Origin of the sequence: Pseudonocardia sp. HH130629-09 (assembly GCF_001294645.1) — a bacterium.
Lineage (GTDB): Bacteria > Actinomycetota > Actinomycetes > Mycobacteriales > Pseudonocardiaceae > Pseudonocardia.
On record NZ_CP011868.1, the window covers coordinates 4,354,632 to 4,371,356 of the forward strand.

The following is a 16,725-nucleotide window of genomic DNA, read 5'->3' on the forward strand; positions in this document are numbered from 1 at the left end:
GCGCGGCGGTAGTAGCAGACATGACTGTCTCCCTCGGCCGGTACGGCGTCGCGCGGCACGAGACCGGGTTGTCCCCCGGGCTCGCCGCCGAGATCGAGACGCTCGGGTTCACCGCGGTCTGGATCGGCGGCTCCCCTCCCGGGGACCTCGCCCTGGCCGAGTCACTGCTGGACGCGACGACGGCGCTCGCGGTGGCCACCGGCATCGTGAACATCTGGGCAACCCCCGCCGACGAGGCCGCGGAGTCCTACCACCGCATCGAGAAGAGGCACCCGGGCCGCTTCCTGCTCGGGATCGGCGTCGGGCACCCGGAGGCAGTCGGCGACTACACCCGCCCCTACGCTGCGCTGGTCGCCTACGTGGACCGGCTCGACGAGCTCGGCGTCCCGGTGGAGGGTCGCGCACTCGCGGCGCTGGGACCGAAGATGCTGGACCTGGCCCGCGACCGGTCCGCCGGGACGCACCCGTACCTGACCACTCCCGAGCACACCCGCGCCACGCGCGAGCGCTACGGCGCCGAGGGGCTGATCGCGCCGCAGCACAACGTGGTGCTCGACGACGACCCGGAGGCCGCACGGGCCCTGGGGCGTCCGGCCGTCGAGGAGCCCTACCTCAGGCTGGTCAACTACCGCAACAACCTCAGGCGGCTCGGCTGGGCCGAGTCCGACCTGGACGAGGGCGGCAGCGACGCCCTGATCGACGCACTCGTCGCGCACGGCACGCCGGAGCAGGTCGCGGCCCGCCTGAACGAGCACCTCGACGCCGGCGCCGACCACGTCTGCGCCCAGGTGATCACCCCCGGGATGGCGGAGCCGGAGGGCGACCTGCGACGGCTGGCGAGCGCCCTGGGGCTCGCCAGCGCGGGCTAACCTGGGCCAGGTGCCCCACTCCCGACGACCCGTCCCTGCTGGGACCGTTGCGACGGCCGGCGCCACTGATCGTGGCGGCGGCCGTCGCCGTCTTCGCGGTCCTGGCCTACCGCGGCGACGCGACCGCCGGGCGGATCGACCGGGACGCCGACGCCGTGGTGGACGGCTGGGACACCGCTCGGGCTCGCTGCTCGCGGACGCGGTCACCTTCGGCTCCCCGCCGACGGTCGTGCTGTTCGCGCTGCTGCTCGCCGGGCTGGTCCTTTAACTGCGACGACCGCGGCTGGCCGTGCTGGCCGTCGTCGGCCCCGGCCTGACCGGCATCGCGACGACGGTGCTCAAACCACCGATCGGGCGCACCATCGGGCACCGCCACCGCGGACGGCTACGCATTCCCCTCCGGTCACACCGGCGGTGCGGTCTCGATCGGGCTCGTCGTCGCCCTGCTGCTGGTGGGGCTGCTGCCGGTGGCCCGCACCGGACCTGCCGTCGCCACCCTGGCCGCGGCGGCGCTGCTGGCCGGAGGCACCGTCGGCGCGGGCATGGTGCGACTCGGGGCGCACTACGCCACCGACACCGTCGGCGGGTTCTGCGCAGCGGTCGCGCTCGGGCTGGGTGCGGCGCTGGTCATCGACCGCGTCGCCGATCGCCGGGCCCGACCGGCGCGCGTGACCTGACCACCGGCCCTGACGGACGGGGCGTCCGCTCGGTGGGGCCGGGCCCGCTCACCCGTCCACCACCGTGCGGCCCGTCTCGACCGCGGGGCAGCTCGTACGGACCGGGCAGCGGTCGCAGTCCGGCCCGGCGCGGGCGACGAACACCGCCCCTGCCGAGTCCTCGGCACAGGTCATCAGCACGTCCCGCCAGTGCCCCATCTCCTCCGGGCGCAGCGCCGCCTGCTGCGGCTCCTTGGCCTCGCCGTTCGCCTTGCGGTCGGCCAGGAACAGCAGCCGCGCCCCGCCCGGCTCCACCCCTGCCCCGACGAGCTCGTCGAACGCGCCGAGCGAGGCCGCGAGCTGGTAGACGGCCAGCTGGTGGTGCTCGGCGGTGGCCTTCGCCGAGGTGGCCGTCTTCCCCGTCTTGACGTCGACGACGACCGGACGCCCCTGGTCGTCGCGTTCGAGCCGGTCGACCCGACCGCGCAGCCGGACCCGGCGCGCCGCCCGCGCGGCACCGCCGCCGCGCCCCGGACCGCCGTCGGTGTCGACCGGCAGCAGTGCGGGGCCGTCCGGCGTCTCGCCACCGAAGTCGGTGCCGCCGACCGGCGCTCCCGGGTCGTCGCCCTCGCTGTCGTCCCCGGCGTCCAGGTCCAGCTGCACCGGTTGCTCGACGGCCACCAGCTCCAGCCCCTCGGCACGGCTGCGGCGCACCCAGTCGTCGAAAGCGGCGAGCATCTCGCGCACCCGGACCAGCTCGCGACGCCCGAACCACGGGGCCCCGGTGTCGAGTCGCCGCCACGCCGACCGCAATGCGTCCTCCAGCTCCGCCGGGTCGGCCCCGGCGGCACGGGCCTGGACCAGTGCGTGCACCAGGGACCCGGTGACCGCCGACAGCGCGCCGGTCTCGTCGCCGCCGTGCCGGGACAGCACCCACCGCAGGGGACAGCCGGCGATCGTCTCGACGTCGGAGGGGGAGATCGGGACGAGCTCGCCCTCGGCACGCAGCGGGGCGCCGTCGGACAACTCGGCGACGCCGTACCAGTCGTCGGGATGGGCCCCGGGGACACCGTCCGCGGCGAGCCGGGCCAGCTGGGTCGCCGCCCGGCGACGACGCGCGGCGCGCCCCGGGTCGCCGTGGTCGGGCTCGGTGACGGCGCGACGCAGCTCCCCGACCAGCTCGGCCAGCACCAGGGACCGCTCGGGCCGGTGCACCGGGCGGGCCTCGGCGGCGTCGGCGGGGCGGGGGTCGAGCTCGTCGAGGAACCGGGAGGGCTGCTCGTCCTCCCCCTGCACGGCGCTGACCAGCAGCGTCGTCCGGGCACGGGTGCAGGCGACGTAGAACAGCCGGCGCTCCTCGGCGAGCAGCGGCGCCGTGCGGGAGACCGCGTCGTCGGGGGCGGCGACCCCGCCGACGAGGTCGACGAGCCGTTCGTGGCCGAGCAGGCTGCCGCGCAGCCGTACGTCGGGCCACAGACCCTCCTGCACCCCGGGCACCGCGACGACCGTCCACTCCCGGCCCCGGGCGCCGTGCGTGGTGAGCAGCTCGACCGCGCCGCCCCGGGGGGCCTGCGGGGCCAGGGTCTCCCCCGGCAGCTGCTGGTCGAGCAGGTACTCCAGGAACCCGCCGACGTCGGCACCGGGCAGCCGGTCGGTGTAGCGGGCGGCCGCGTCGAACAGGGCCAGCACCGCGTCGAGGTCCCGGTCGGCGGCCGCGCCGCCCGGGCCCCCACGGGCGCTCGCCTCGCTCCAGCGCTTCGCCAGACCGGTTCGCCGCCACACCTTCCACAGCGTCTCCTCGACCTGGTCACCCGCACCGATCGAGCGGGCGGCGGTGTCGAGCAGGCGGCCCACGTCGCGCATCGGTGCCGCCTCGGCGGGCGAGAGCATCGGCAGCGGGTCGGGCCGGCCCGCGACCGCGTCGCGCAGCATCTCGACCAGCAGCGGATCGCTGCTCGCCGCGGCCGGGTCGACCTCACCCGCCTCGACGCGATCGTCGTCGGCGAAGGTCCGGACGTCGTGCCCCGCGGCGGCGTGCATCCGCAGCAGGCCGCGGCGCAGCCGTCGCATCCGCATGGGGTCACCGCCGCCCAGCGGTGAGGTGGGCAGGGCGGTCGCGAGGTCGGCGTCGATCGCGGACGGCCGCCAGGCCGCGCGCAGCACCAGCAGCAGCGGCACGACGGCGGGCTGGCGCGGCAGCGGCACCTCGTCCGGTGGTGCGGCCAGCGGGACCCCGGCCGCGGCCAGCGCCCGGCGCAGCGCGGGCAAGGTGCGCCGCGCGGACCGCGACAGCACCGCCATGTCCGCCCACGGCACCCCGTCGACGAGGTGCGCGCGCCGCAGCCGGTCGGCGATCCAGCCGGCCTCCGCGGACGGCGACCCGAACACCCGGACCTGCAGGGCCTCACCCACCCCGGCCGCGTCCGGGCCGTCCGGAGCCTCGGGGGCCCCGTCGTCCTGCTCCGGGCCGCGCCGGGTCCGGGTCACCCCGGCGCCCGGCAGCTTCTCCGCCACCCGCAGGCCCGCCGCCCGCACCCCGGGCCGCTGGCGGCGGTCGACGGTGAGGACCTCGGTGGGCGCGTCGAGCACGGTCAGGCCCTGTGGGTCGGCGCCGCGGAAGGTCAGGACCGCCTGGTCGGGGTCGCCCGCGAGCAGTGTGGAACCGGCGTGCTCGGCCAGCGCAGCGACGAGCTCCATCTGCTGCGGGTCGAGGTCCTGCGCGTCGTCCACCAGGAGGTGGCGCACCCGGCGCCGCTCCTGCTCACGCAGGTCCGGGTCCGCGGCCAGGGTGTCCAGCGCCGCGGCGACGAGCTCGGCCGAGTCCAACGCCGGCGCCGTGGCCCGCGGGGCGCCCCGCCCGGCCGCCCCGCGCAGCAACGTGACCTCCTCGTAGGTGCGGAAGAACCGGGCCGCGGCGACCCACTCCTCGCGCCCGTGCTCGCGCCCCAGCTCGGCCAGCTCCCGCGGACCCAGCCCTCGCTCGGCCGCCCGCAGCAGCAGCTCCCGCAGCTCCGCGGCGAACCCGGGCAGTCCGAGGGCCGGGTCGAGCCGCTCCGGCCAGCCCGAGCCGGGGACGGTGTCGTTCCAGCCGTCGATCTCCCCGGCGAGCAGCTCGCGGACCACCACGTCCTGTTCCGCCGAGGCCAGCAGCCGCGGCGGCGGGTCCTCGTGGCGCGCGGCGTGCAGCCGCAGCACCCCGAACGCGTAGGAGTGCACGGTCCGCACCAGCAGCTCGCGGGTGGTGCGCACCCCGAAGTCCCCGGCGAGCTCGCCGCCCGCGGTGAGCAGCGACGTCAGCCGGCCCCGCAGCTCCTCCGCGGCGCGGCGGCTGCCGACCAGCAGGAGCACCGACCCGGGCGGCTCACCGGCCCGGATGCGCCGGACCACCGCGTCGAGCAGCAGGCTCGTCTTGCCCGTGCCCGGCCCGCCCAGCACCCGCAGCGCGCCACGCTCGTGCGCGAGCACCCGCGCGGCGGCGCCGGTCCACTCCCGCGCGGGAGCGGGCCGGGGGTCCGCACGCACCAGGCGCGGCGACGCCTGCTCGGTGGCTGTTCGGCTCATGGGGCGATGAGACCACGGGGCACCGACAGCGTCAGACTGCAGGCGTGGACGAGGAGATCCTGGAGCGGGTGCGCGAGGTCGTCCGGTCGATCCCGCCCGGGCAGACCCTCGGCTACGGCGAGGTGGCCGAGCTCGCCGGGATCCGCTCGGCGCGTCTGGTCGGCCGGATCCTCGCCGAGGACGGCCACGACCTGCCGTGGCACCGGGTGCTGCGCTCCGACGGGCGCTCGGCCCCGCACCTCGCCGCCGAGCAGGCGGCCCGGCTGCGGGCCGAGGGGATCGTGATGGTCGACGGCCGGCTGCCCCGTGAGCACCGCAGGCGCTGACCGGCCTCAGCCGCCACGGCGCGCGCCGATCCCGGCGACGATCGCCTCCACCCCCCAGGTGAAGGCCTCCTCCGGCAGTGCGACGACCTCGTCGCTCAGGGCGTGGCTGAGCGGCTGCGCGTCCGGGTCGAGCCGGGCCCGGCGGTGCTCGGCGGTGTACGCGGCGCCGCGGACCGGGTCCCGGCGCTCCTCCTCCTCGATCACGAACCCGACGACGTAGGCGTTCACCGTGGCCAGCGCGCGCTGGGCGTCGAGCGGGGTGAACCCCGCGGCGACGAGCGCGGCCAGCGGCACCTCCAGGGAGCGCAGCGCCTCGTCGTCGAGCAGGCGGGTGCCGGCGACGAGCATCGCCCCGTCCCGGTAGCCCAGCAGCGTGTCCCGGGTGCCGGCCGCCGCGGTCCGCAACACTGTCGCCCAGTCCGACCCGGCCGCCTCCCCGACGCGCTGCAGCACCCGCCGCACGACACGCGTCGCCATCTCGTCGCGCAGCGCCGCCATGTCCGGCAGGTGGTAGTAGAGCGCGCCCGCACGCACCCCGAGCCTAGCCGCCAGCGCGCGGGCGGTGATCGCGTCGAGCCCTCCGTCGGCGAGCAGCTCGAACCCCGCGTCGACTATGGCCTCGCGGTGTAGCGCCAACGGCCCCCCTTGACGTTGAACAGTGTTCAGAGGAGTCTAGCTCACCTGGATTTGAACAATGTTCAACAGAGGTGTCCCATGAAGGCTGCTGTCGTCACGTCGTTCACCACCCCGCCCGCGTACGCCGACTTCCCGGATGCCGATCCGGTCGCCGGGACGGTCGAGGTGCGCATGCTCGCCGCCGGGGTGCACCAGCTGGTGCGCTCGGTCGCCGCGGGCAGCCACTACTCCGCGGAGGATCGGCTGCCGTTCGTCGCCGGCGTCGACGGGATCGCCGAGCTCGACGGCCGCCGCGTCTACACCGGTGGCTGCCCCGACCCGTACGGGACGATCGCCGAACGCACGCTGGTCCTGGGTGCGACCGGCAACTCCGGCTCGCCGGCGGTGCGGATCGCGCTGCACCACGGCGCCGGCCGGGTGGTCGCGGCCGGGCGCGACCCCGCCGCGCTGGAGCGGGTCTGCGCCGACGACCGCGTCGTCGGCGTCCGGATCGGCGAGGACCCCGCCGCGACGACGGCCGCACTCGTGGCCGCGCTCGACGGCGGGCCCGACGTCGTCCTCGACTACCTGTGGGGCCCGGTCGCCGTCGCGGCGTTCGACGCACTGCGCTCGGGCAGCCTGCAGCACGGCGGGCGGGCGGTGCGCAACGTGCAGATCGGCTCGCTCGCCGGACGGACCGTCGAGCTGGACGCGGCGATCCTGCGCGCCCGCCGGATCGAGGTCACCGGCAGCGGCGGCGGGAGCATCGACCCGGCGCTGCTGCTCGCCGAGCTGCCGCGGCTGCTGGACGCCGTCGTCACCGAGGGTCTCGACGTGCCGGTGCGGACGGCGGAGCTGGCCGACGTCGAGCGGGCCTGGACCGCCGACGGGCCCGGGCGCCTGGTGATCACCACCGGGTGACCCGTCGTCGCCGACCGGGACGCCCCGGTCAGCGGGGAGCACGGCCCTGCACCCAGGTCGCGCCGCGGTCGTCGTCGGTGCCGATCCGGGCGGTGAGCCCGTGCGCGGTGAACACCTCCGCCAGCACCGGCGCCTGTGCGGTGCCGGTCTCGATGAGCAGCGTTCCGCCCTGAGCGAGCCACTCCGCCGCCCCGGCGGCGACGCGGCGGGCCGGGCCGAGGCCGTCGGCGCCGCCGTCGAGCGCGGCGCGGGGCTCGTGGTCGCGGGCCTCCGGGGGCATCGACGCGATCACGCCGCTGGGCACGTAGGGGGTGTTCGCGACGAGTACGTCGACCCGGCCCCGCAGCCGGCCGGGGAGCGCGGCGAACAGGTCGCCCGTGTGCACCGTCCCGATCCCGGCCAGGTTCGCCGCGGCACACGCGGTGGCGACCGGGTCGGCGTCGGCCGCGTGGAGATCGACGGCGCGGGGGTCGACGGCGCGACTGTCGGCGACATGACGGTCGGCTGCGGCCCGGCGGGCGACGGCGAGGCCCAGCGCACCGCAGCCGCAGCAGAGGTCGACCACCAGCGGGCGGTGCCCGGGAGCGAGGTCCGGCAGCGCGGCGACGGCCGCGTGCACCAGTGCCTCGCTGCGACGGCGCGGCACGAACACCCCGGGGGTGATCCGCACCCTCAGCCCGTCGAAGTCCACCCGGCCCAGGACGTGTTCCAGCGGTCCACCGGCGATGCGACGCCGTACGAGTGCCTCCCGCTCCGGGCCGTCGGCCGCGGCGCCGAGCAGCGCCGCCTCGTCCTCGGCGAACACGCAGCCCGCCGCCCGCAGCCGGGCGACCAGGTTCGGGTCGGGCCGGGGCACGGTCAGGCGGCGAGCACCGCGGCGGCCCCGGCGGCGTAGCGCTTGAGGACGGCGGCGACCACGTCGTCGTGCACGCCGAGCGGGTCGGCGACGACGTCGGCGCCCGATCCGAGCAGCCGTGTCTGGAAGACCCCGGGTGCCAGCAGCCAGGACGCGACCGCGACCCGCCGCTCCCCTGCTTCGTGCAGCCGGGTGACCAGCTCCGCCACCGACGGGCTGCCGGTGGCGGCGAACCCGACCGGGACGGGACGGCCGACCCGGCGGGCGAGCATCCCGGCACTCGCGTGCACCTGGGCGACCGCGGACGGGTCCGACGAGCCGGCCGCGGCGAGGACGACGGCGTCGCCGTCGCGGTAGCCGGCCGTGCGCAGCCTGCCCAGGGCCGCGGCGGCGAGCAGCGGGTCGGGCCCCATGGAGCGGGTCACCGCGAACCGGGCCGGGTCGGCGCCGGCCTCGGCGAGCTGGGCGGGCAGGTCGGTACGCACGTGGTAGCCGGCGGCGAGGAACGCGGGGACGACGACGGCGCCGTCGTGGCCGCGGTCCTGCAGCCCGATCACGGCGTCGACGACCTTCGGACCGCGGACGTCGACGTAGCAGATCTCGACCTGCGGGCCGCGTGCGGCGACGGCCTCGGCGAGCGACCGGATCACCGCGTCGGCGGCGTCGGAGCGCGACCCGTGCGCGACGAGCAGCAGCGGGAGCCCGGTCACCGGGTCACCTCCGGGTCCTCGGCGCAGTGCGCGCCGTGCTCGGGTTCCAGTGCGAGCCGGTAGCCGCGGCGCACCACGGTCTGCACCAGGCCGGGGACACCGAGTGCGGCGCGGAGCCGGGCGATGGCGTTCTCGACGGCGTGCTCGTCGCCCGCCCCACCGGGCTGCGCGGCGAGCAGCTCGGCGCGGGACACGACCCGGCCGGGCCGCCTGGCGAGCAGCCGCAGCAGCGCCATGGGCGTCGGCGGGAGCGGGCGGAACCTGCCGTCGACGAGCACCGCGTGTCCGCGCAGCTCCAGCTGGTGGCCTCCGACCGGGAGCCTGCGGGCACGGGCCGGGGCGACGGACTCACAGGTCCGCACCATCGCGCCGAGCCGGGAGCGCTGCGGCTGCACGGTCGGCACGTCGAGCGCCTCCAGCGGTGCCGCGGTGACCGGGCCGACGCACAGCGCCAGCACGGGGCCGCGCAGCGCGGTGAGGAGGTCCTCGCGCAGACCCCGCTCCCCGGCACGGGCGAGGATCCCGGCCGCGGCGGGGGCGCTGGTGAACGCCAGGACGTCGATCCCGCCGGCCAGGGTGGTGTCGATCAGCCGGTCCAGCGGGGCGAGGTCCAGCGGCGGTGCCCACCGGTAGACCGGCACCGTCACGACCTCGGCGCCCGCCATCTCCAGCGCGTCGACGACGTCGGGCAGCGGCTCGCCGTGCAGCTGCACCGCGATCCGGGTCCCCTCGACGCCGCGGTCGAGCAGGTGCTCCAGCACCTCGGCGGTGGACTCCGACTCCGGGGACCAGGCGTCGACCAGGCCCGAGGCGCGGATCGCGCCGCGCGCCTTGGGCCCGCGGGCCAGCATCTCCGACCGGCCGAGCGCGGCGAGCAGCTCCTCGCCCAGCCCCCAGCCGTCGGCGGCCTCGATCCAGCCGCGGTAGCCGATCCCGGTGGTCGCGACGGTGATGTCCGGTGGTGCCGCGACGAGCTCGCGGGTGCGGTTCTCCAGGTCGGCGTCGTCGGCGAGGGCCACGATGCGCAGCGCGGGCCCGTGCTGGATGGTGGCGCCGCGGCGCTCCAGCATCGTGGCCAGCTCCTCGGCGCGCCGGGCCGCGGTGATCCCGACGGTGAACCCGGCCAGCGGTGGCACCGCCGCCGCGTCGGGCGCGGCGGCGACGTCTCGTGCGGCGGATCGGGTCACCGGTTCTCCGTTCCTCCGATATCCCGGCCGGCCGGCGCGGAGGACGCGCGGAGGTCGCCGGGAGCGTCGCGGGTGGTGGTGGGCACGACGGTACGGGAAGGCGCGTTCACCGTAGCCCGACCTGCAGCGCGTCGCCCATCACCCGGACCACGAACGCGGGCAGGCTCACAGCGTCGCCCTCGTCGGCACCCGCGAGGCAGCGGCCGTCGCGCAGGGCGAAGACCTGCTTGTACAGCGGCGAGGCGACGGTCGGCTCGCCGCCGCGGTCGCCGACGATGCCGCGGGAGACGACCGCGGCCCCGGTGAACGGGTCGATGTTGCCCAGTGCGTACACCGAGCCGTCGGCGAGACGGAACAACGCGACCTGGGTGTCGCCGACGAGTGCGGCGACCCCCCGGCCGGGCTGCAGTCGCTCGACCGGGCAGACCGTGAGCCAGCCGGTGGGCTCGGTCCCGGCCGGGGCGGGCGCGGCGGTCGTGGTCGCGCCGGTGCCGGTGCTGGTGGTGGTGGACGCGTCGAGCTGGGTGCTCATCGGGAGGACACCTCCGGGAGGCCGATCAGGACGGGCTCGTCGGGACGGCCGGGGGCGGGGACGTTCTGTCCCCGCTCCTCGACGAAGCGGACGGTGGGGTCGGGGGTGTCGGGCGCGTTGACGAAGGACACGAACCGCTCCAGCTTCTGCGGGTCGGCCAGGACGCCGGCCCACTCGTCGGCGTAGGAGTCGACGTGGCGGGCCATCGCGGCGTCGAGCTCGGCACAGATGCCGAGCGAGTCGTCGACGATCACCGCGCGCAGGTGGTCCAGCCCACCCTCCATCGCCTCGATCCACGGCGCGGTGCGCTGCAGCCGCTCGGCGGTGCGGACGTAGAACATCAGGAACCGGTCGATGGTGCGCACGAGCGTCTCGGTGTCGACGTCGGAGACGAGCAGCTCGGCGTGACGCGGGGTGAAGCCGCCGTTGCCGCCGACGTAGAGGTTCCAGCCGTGCTCGGTGGCGATCACGCCGAAGTCCTTGGAGCGGGCCTCGGCGCACTCGCGCGCACAGCCGGAGACGCCGGACTTGAGCTTGTGCGGGCTGCGCAGCCCGCGGTAGCGCAGCTCCAGCTCGACGGCGAGGCCCACCGAGTCCTGCACGCCGTAGCGGCACCACGTCGTGCCGACGCAGGACTTCACGGTGCGCAGCGACTTACCGTAGGCGTGTCCGGACTCGAACCCGGCGTCGACCAGGCGTCGCCAGATCGCGGGGAGGTCCTCGACGCGGGCGCCGAACATGTCGATCCGCTGCCCGCCGGTGATCTTGGTGTAGAGCCCGAAGTCGCGGGCGACCTCGCCGATCACGATCAGGCCCTCGGGGTCACCTCGCCACCGGCGATCCGCGGGACCACCGAGTAGGTGCCGTTGCGCTGCATGTTGGCGAGGAAGTGGTCGTTGGTGTCCTGCAGCGTCGCGCGCTCACCGTCGAGGACGTGCTCGTTGTAGAGCGACGCGAGGATGGACCCGACCACCGGCTTGCAGATGTCGCAGCCCGAGCCGCGGCCGAAGCGGGCTACCAGGTCGGAGAACGACCGGATGCCGGCCCCGGCGACGATCTCGAACAGCTCCGCGCGGGAGTGGTCGAAGTGCTCGCACAGGGCCTTCGAGACCTCGACGCCCTGCTGCTCCAGGATCCGGGCCAGCGCCGGGACGCACGAGCCGCAGGTGGTGCCCGCGCGGGTGCACGCCTTCAGCTCCGGCACGGTGTGCGCGCCGTCGGCGATCGCCGCACACAGCGTGCCCTTGGTGACGGCGTTGCACGAGCAGATCTGTGCGGAGTCCGGCAGCGCCGACGCGTCGGGCTCGGCCCCGCCCTTCGAGATGAGGGTGACCGGGTCGTCGGGCAGCCGGGATCCGACCAGCGGACGGAGCGAGCCGTAGCGCGAGGCGTCGCCGACCAGGACCCCGCCGAGCAGTGTGGACGCGTCGTCGGACACGACCAGCTTGGAGTAGGTGCCCTCGACCGGGTCGTTGACGACGATCTCCAGCGCGTCCTCGGTCGTGGCGTGCGCGTCGCCGAAGCTCGCGACGTCGACGCCGAGCAGCTTGAGCTGGGTGGACATGTCCAGCTCCTCGGGCGTCATCCGGGCCTGCCCGCCGAGCAGCCGGTCCGCGACGACCTCGGCCATCGCGTAGCCGGGCGCGACCAGGCCGTAGGTGCGGCCCTCCAGGGCGGCGCACTCGCCGATCGCCCACACGGCGTCGTCGGAGGTGCGGCAGCGGTCGTCGACCCAGACCCCGCCGCGTTCGCCGACCGGCAGGCGGCAGTCGCGGGCGAGCTGGTCGGAGGCGCGGATGCCCGCGGAGAAGACGACGAGGTCGGCGTCGAGCTCGACGCCGTCGGACAGCGCTCCGACGAGCCGGCCGCGGTCGGCGGACACCGCGGACAGCGACACCCCGGTCCGCACGGCGATGCCCTGGGCGGTGACCAGCCGCTCGAGCAGCGCGCCGCCGCCCTCGTCGACCTGGACCGGCATCAGCCGCGGCGCGATCTCGACGACCTGCGGCGACAGCCCGAGCAGCCGCATCGCGCGGGCCGCCTCCAGGCCGAGCAGCCCGCCGCCGACGACGATCGCCGACGGCCGCCCCTTGCGAGCCGGGTCGTCGGCTGCCGCCGCGGCGGCCGCCTTGATCGCGTCGAGGTCGTCGAGGGTGCGGTAGACGAAGCAGCCGGGCAGATCCTTGCCGGGCACCGGCGGGACGAACGGGTACGAGCCGGTGGCGAGCACCAGCGCGTCGTAGGTCAGGGTGCGGCCGGACGCGGTGGTGACGCGGCGGGCGTCACGGTCGATCGAGGCCACGGCGTCGCCGAGGTGGTAGGTGACGAGCGGATCGCTGCGCAGGTCGTCGTCGTCGAGGCGCAGCTCCTCCTCCGACTTGCCGTCCACGTAGGAGGACAGGGCGACCCGGTCGTAGGCGCGGCGGGTCTCCTCGCCGAGGACGGTGATCTCCCAGTCCCCCGCCGTGTCACGGTCCCGTACGGCGGCGACCAGACGGTGGCCGACCATGCCGTTCCCGACGACGACCAGACGACTCATGCTCTGCTCCTTCATGCCGCACTCTCCTGCGGCGGGTCGATGTCGGCCAGCCAGTCCCGGATCCCGCAGACGACGTCGCGGCAGCTCCCGCAGCCGGTGGCGGCCCGGGTGCGCCGCGAGAGCGCATCGACGTCGTGGGCGCCCGCGCGCCAGGCGCTGACCAGGGTGTTCTTGGTGACGCTGTTGCAGCGGCAGACCACGGCGGTGCCCGGCATCCGGACGGGGTCGGTGGCGGAGGACGCCTCCCCCGGCAGGGCCCGGCCGAGCAGCAGCGCGAGCCGGTCCTCGGGGGCCGGGGCGCCGGAGTCGTACAGCTCGGTGATCATTGCCGCGGCGTCGGGGAGTCCCATGAGGACGGCCCCGACGACGCGGTCGTCGCGCAGCGCGAGGACGCCGTAGCGGCCGCGGCGTGGGTCGGAGACGCGCAGCTCCTCGTCGCCCGCAGTGGGGTCGCCGAGGGCGGCGAGGTCGATGCCGCGGGCCTTGAGCCGGGTGACCGGGCGGGTGCCGCGGTAGCGCGCGGCGGGGTCGGTGCCGGTGAGCAGGTCGGCGAGGACGGCGGCCTGCTCCCAGCCGGACTGCACGAGCCCGCCCGGGGCGCCGGCGTGCTGGGCACAGTCGCCGACGGCGTGCACCCGGCCGTCGTCGGTGGCGAGGCGGTCGTCGACGAGGATCCCGCGGTCGACCGCGAGCCCGGCGTCGGCGGCCAGCCCGGTGTTCGCGCGCACCCCGGCGGCGACGACGACGTGGTCCGCGGCGACCCGGGAGCCGTCGTCGCAGTCCAGGCCGGTGTCGGAATCCCAGGCCTTGGCCCCGACCCCGCAGCGGACGTCGACGCCGAGCCCGCGCAACGCGGTCGCGAGCACGTCGCCGGCGCCCGGGTCGAGCTGGCGCTCCATCAGGTGGGTGCGCGGGTGCACCAGGGTGACGGCGACGCCGCGGCCCGCGAGCCCGCGGGCGGCCTCGACCCCGAGCAGCCCGCCACCGACGACGGCGATCCGCGCGCCCGGCACCGCCGCGTCGAGGATGCGCTCGCAGTCGTCGAGATCGCGGAACAGACTCACACCGCGAGTGGGCACGTCACGGTCGACCGCGTCGGCGAGGCCGTCGACCGGCGGGAGCCAGGCCCGGCAGCCGGTGGCGAGGACCAGTTCGTCGTAGGGGTGGGTGGTGCCGTCGGCGGCGTGGACGACGCGCGCGGCCCGGTCGATCCCGGTCGCCGCGACACCGGTGTGCAGGTCGACGCCGTCGACGACCGGGAGCGCGACCATGGCGGGTCGCAGCCCGCCGGCGAGCACGGTGGACAGCAGCACCCGGTTGTACGCAGGGCGGGACTCCGCGCCGAGGACGGTGAGCGACACCCGCTCGCCGGCGGGGTCGCGCCGGCGGACCTCCTCCACGAAACGGGCACCCACCATGCCGTGCCCGATCACCACCACGCGCCTGCTCATGTCATCGACGGTAGGAACGGGGGGTTACGAGGGGAACGCCCGCCATTGCACGGGCGTTACGAGGTCCTCATTCTCGGCGGGCGCAGACCGTGAGCCGGGACCCGCACGGGTCCCGCCCACCTCGGCGCCCGTGCCGGGACCGACGAGGCGGGCCGAGGGCGTGCGAGGTGCGGCGGAGCCCGTGCCGGGTGCCGCGGCCGCCAGGGGTCCGGCCACCCCGGGGATCACCCGCCGTGGGTGATCCACGGCTCGCGCGGTGATCCCCGGTTCGCGCGCGTCCGGACGCGCGCGAACGACGGATCAGCGCGCGGACCGGCTCGGTCGGGCGGCGGCCCCAGCGCCCGTGAGCGCCGAGGCCAGGCCGTCGGTCGCGACTCCGGCGGTGTCAGCGACTCCGGCGGTGTCGGCGGCTCCGGCGGTGGTGTCCCGCCTGGTCCCGGCGGGTTCCAGCCGCACCGCGGCCACCTTGAACTCCGGCATCCGGCTCACCGGGTCCAGGGCCGGGTTGGTGACGTTGTTCGCCGCCCCCACGCCGCCGAAGTGGAAGGGCAGGAACACCGTGTCCGGGCGCAGCGTGGCGACGCAGCGGACGCGCGCCGTCGTCGTACCGCGGCGGGACACGACGTCGGCCAGGTCGCCGTCGCCGAGACCGTGCCGGGCGGCGGTGTCCGGGTGCACCTCGACGAACACCTCCGGCGACACCTCCGCGAGCTCGGCGACCCGGCGGGTCTGCGCGCCGGACTGGTAGTGCACCAGCACCCGGCCGGTCGTCACGGTCAGCGGGAAACCGTCGTCGACGCCCTCGTCCGGTTCGACGTGGTCGACCGGCGGCATCCGGGCACGTCCGTCGGGGTGGCCGAAACGCTCTGTGAACAGACGCGGGGTGCCGGGATGGTCGTCGGCGGGGACCGGCCAGTGCAGCGCCTCGCCCGCGTCGAGCCGGTCGTAGGACACGCCCGCGTAGTCGGCGATCCCACCGGCCGAGGCGCGCCGCAGCTCGTCGAACACGGTCCGCGGGTCGGCGGGGAACTCCCCCGGCGCGTCGAGGGCCGCGGCCAGCCCGGCGATCACCTCCAGGTCGGTGCGCACCCCGGGCGGCGGGGCGAGCGCGCGACGGCGGCGCAGCACCCGTCCCTCCAGGTTGGTCATGGTCCCCTCCTCCTCGGCCCACTGGGCGACCGGGAGCAGGACGTCGGCGCGCATCGCGGTCTCACCGGGCAGCACGTCGGCGACGACGAGCAGGTCCAGCGCGTCGAGCCGCTCGGCGACGGCGCGGGCGTCGGGCGCGGAGACGAGCACGTTCGAGCCGAACACCAGCAGCGCACGCGGACCGCCGGGTCGGCCGAGGGCGTCGAGGAGCTCGACGGCGCTGCGGCCGGGCCCGGGGATCGCGGTCTCCGGCACCCCCCACACCTGCGCGACGTGCGCGCGGGCGGCCGGGTCGGTGATGTGCCGGTAGCCGGGCAGCTGGTCGGACTTCTGGCCGTGCTCGCGCCCGCCCTGGCCGTTGCCCTGCCCGGTGATCGTCCCGAACCCGGAGCCGGGGCGGCCGGGCAGGCCGAGCGCCAGCGACAGGTTGATCCACGCCGCGACGGTGTCGACGCCGTGCGCATGCTGCTCGGCACCACGCGCGGTGAGCACGTAGCGCCGGGTGGACTCCGCGAGCCACCGCACGACGGTGCGCATGTCGGTGGCGGCGACCCCGCAGACCCGCTCCGCGCGCTCGGGCCACCACTGCGAGGCGATCGCCCAGACGTCGTCGAAGCCGGTCGTGCGTTCATCCACGTAGGACAGATCGAGGTGTCCGTCGACGACGGCGGCGTGCAGCATCCCCAGTGCCAGGACCAGGTCGGTTCCCGGGCGCGGCGCCAGGTGCAGCCCGCCGGAGGCGAGCGCGCGCTCCGCGGTCGGGGTGCGCCGCGGGTCGACGACGACCAGTCGCGCCGCGGTCAGGTGCGACATCAGCGGCGGCATGGTCTCGGCGACGTTCGCCCCGGCGAGGACGACCAGCTCGGCGTCGTCGAGGTCGGTGACCGGGAACGGCAGCCCACGGTCGACGCCGAAGGCCCGGTTGCCCGCGGCGGCGGCCGAGGACATGCAGAACCGGCCGTTGTAGTCGATCTGGCTGGTGCCCAGCGCGACCCGGGCGAACTCGCCGAGCAGGTAGGCCTTCTCGTTGGTCAGCCCGCCCGCACCGAACACCGCGACCGAGTCCGGCCCGTGCTCGGCACGCAGCGCGGCGAGCCTCGCGGCGACGCCGGCCAGGGCGTCGTCCCAGCCGGTCTCGACGAACCCGGTGTCGCGCGAGGCTCTGACCAGCGGCGACGTCAGGCGTTGCGGATGGGTGAGCAGAGCGCCGGAGGTCCAGCCCTTCTGGCACATGCCCCCGGCGTTGGTCGGGAACTCACGGGCGTCGACCTCGCCGGACGGGCCGACCCACTGTCCGCACTGCAAGGCGCAGTACGGACAGTGGGTGGCGGTCCGGTCGTCCGGACCCACGGT

The 16,725-nt window shown here is 76.2% G+C and carries 12 protein-coding genes and 1 pseudogene; 4 read left to right on the plus strand and 9 right to left on the minus strand.

The genetic code is table 11. The annotated features are described in order from the left end of the window. Positions 1 to 20: 20 nt before the first annotated feature. Positions 21 to 869 carry an LLM class F420-dependent oxidoreductase gene (locus XF36_RS20045; RefSeq protein WP_060713147.1) on the plus strand — a complete coding sequence of 283 codons (849 nt, stop codon included), beginning with the start codon at positions 21 to 23 and terminating at the stop codon, positions 867 to 869. Between the two features lie 425 nt (positions 870 to 1,294). Then, a complete protein-coding gene (locus tag XF36_RS20050; RefSeq protein WP_082375529.1) occupies positions 1,295 to 1,546 on the plus strand; it encodes a hypothetical protein in 252 nt (83 codons plus the stop codon). Positions 1,547 to 1,594: 48 nt separating this feature from the next. Here the strand turns inward: XF36_RS20050 and XF36_RS20055 are convergent, their stop codons facing one another. Next, complete coding sequence (locus XF36_RS20055; RefSeq protein ID WP_060713149.1) at positions 1,595 to 5,086, minus strand: ATP-dependent helicase; 3,492 nt, start codon at positions 5,084 to 5,086, stop codon at positions 1,595 to 1,597. Positions 5,087 to 5,130: 44 nt separating this feature from the next. Here XF36_RS20055 and XF36_RS20060 point away from each other — a divergent pair, with 44 nt between their 5' ends. Next, positions 5,131 to 5,412, plus strand: a complete 282-nt coding sequence (locus XF36_RS20060) for an MGMT family protein (protein WP_060713150.1) — start codon at positions 5,131 to 5,133, stop codon at positions 5,410 to 5,412. A 6-nt stretch (positions 5,413 to 5,418) separates the two neighbouring features. Here the strand turns inward: XF36_RS20060 and XF36_RS20065 are convergent, their stop codons facing one another. After that, a complete protein-coding gene (locus XF36_RS20065) occupies positions 5,419 to 6,048 on the minus strand; it encodes a TetR/AcrR family transcriptional regulator C-terminal domain-containing protein (protein ID WP_060713151.1) in 630 nt (209 codons plus the stop codon). A gap of 78 nt (positions 6,049 to 6,126) precedes the next feature. Here XF36_RS20065 and XF36_RS20070 point away from each other — a divergent pair, with 78 nt between their 5' ends. Next, positions 6,127 to 6,948, plus strand: a complete 822-nt coding sequence (locus XF36_RS20070) for a zinc-binding alcohol dehydrogenase family protein (protein WP_060713152.1) — start codon at positions 6,127 to 6,129, stop codon at positions 6,946 to 6,948. A 28-nt stretch (positions 6,949 to 6,976) separates the two neighbouring features. Here XF36_RS20070 and XF36_RS20075 read toward each other — a convergent pair whose 3' ends face one another. The 7 genes and pseudogenes from XF36_RS20075 to XF36_RS20105 form a co-directional block, all read right to left on the minus strand. Next, positions 6,977 to 7,804, minus strand: a complete 828-nt coding sequence (locus tag XF36_RS20075; protein WP_060713153.1) for a putative protein N(5)-glutamine methyltransferase — start codon at positions 7,802 to 7,804, stop codon at positions 6,977 to 6,979. 2 nt (positions 7,805 to 7,806) lie between these two features. Continuing rightward, entirely contained in the window at positions 7,807 to 8,514 is a 708-nt protein-coding gene (locus XF36_RS20080; protein ID WP_060713154.1) for a sirohydrochlorin chelatase, read from the minus strand. Then, complete coding sequence (locus XF36_RS20085; RefSeq protein ID WP_064485466.1) at positions 8,511 to 9,701, minus strand: uroporphyrinogen-III synthase; 1,191 nt, start codon at positions 9,699 to 9,701, stop codon at positions 8,511 to 8,513. The genes XF36_RS20080 and XF36_RS20085 overlap by 4 nt, the downstream gene beginning before the upstream one ends. A 106-nt stretch (positions 9,702 to 9,807) precedes the next feature. Next, a complete protein-coding gene (gene nirD, locus XF36_RS20090; RefSeq protein ID WP_082375531.1) occupies positions 9,808 to 10,233 on the minus strand; it encodes a nitrite reductase small subunit NirD in 426 nt (141 codons plus the stop codon). Beyond that, positions 10,230 to 12,772, minus strand: a pseudogene (nirB, locus tag XF36_RS20095) (nitrite reductase large subunit NirB). Before nirB ends, nirD begins: the two are co-directional and overlap by 4 nt. A gap of 11 nt (positions 12,773 to 12,783) precedes the next feature. Continuing rightward, positions 12,784 to 14,223, minus strand: coding sequence for an FAD-dependent oxidoreductase (locus XF36_RS20100; RefSeq protein WP_060713155.1), 1,440 nt, complete (start codon positions 14,221 to 14,223; stop codon positions 12,784 to 12,786). Between the two features lie 300 nt (positions 14,224 to 14,523). Beyond that, positions 14,524 to 16,722 carry a molybdopterin oxidoreductase family protein gene (locus XF36_RS20105; protein ID WP_060713156.1) on the minus strand — a complete coding sequence of 733 codons (2,199 nt, stop codon included), beginning with the start codon at positions 16,720 to 16,722 and terminating at the stop codon, positions 14,524 to 14,526. Positions 16,723 to 16,725: the final 3 nt, after the last annotated feature.

What these genes read in the sequence shown, in the direction of transcription:
- XF36_RS20045 (WP_060713147.1), top strand. Translation starts at nt 21, where the DNA reads ATGACTGTCTCCCTCGGCCGGTACGGCGTCGCGCGGCACGAGACCGGG.
- XF36_RS20055 (WP_060713149.1), bottom strand. Translation starts at nt 5,086, where the DNA reads ATGAGCCGAACAGCCACCGAGCAGGCGTCGCCGCGCCTGGTGCGTGCG.
- XF36_RS20070 (WP_060713152.1), top strand. Translation starts at nt 6,127, where the DNA reads ATGAAGGCTGCTGTCGTCACGTCGTTCACCACCCCGCCCGCGTACGCC.
- nirD (WP_082375531.1), bottom strand. Translation starts at nt 10,233, where the DNA reads ATGAGCACCCAGCTCGACGCGTCCACCACCACCAGCACCGGCACCGGC.
- XF36_RS20100 (WP_060713155.1), bottom strand. Translation starts at nt 14,223, where the DNA reads ATGAGCAGGCGCGTGGTGGTGATCGGGCACGGCATGGTGGGTGCCCGT.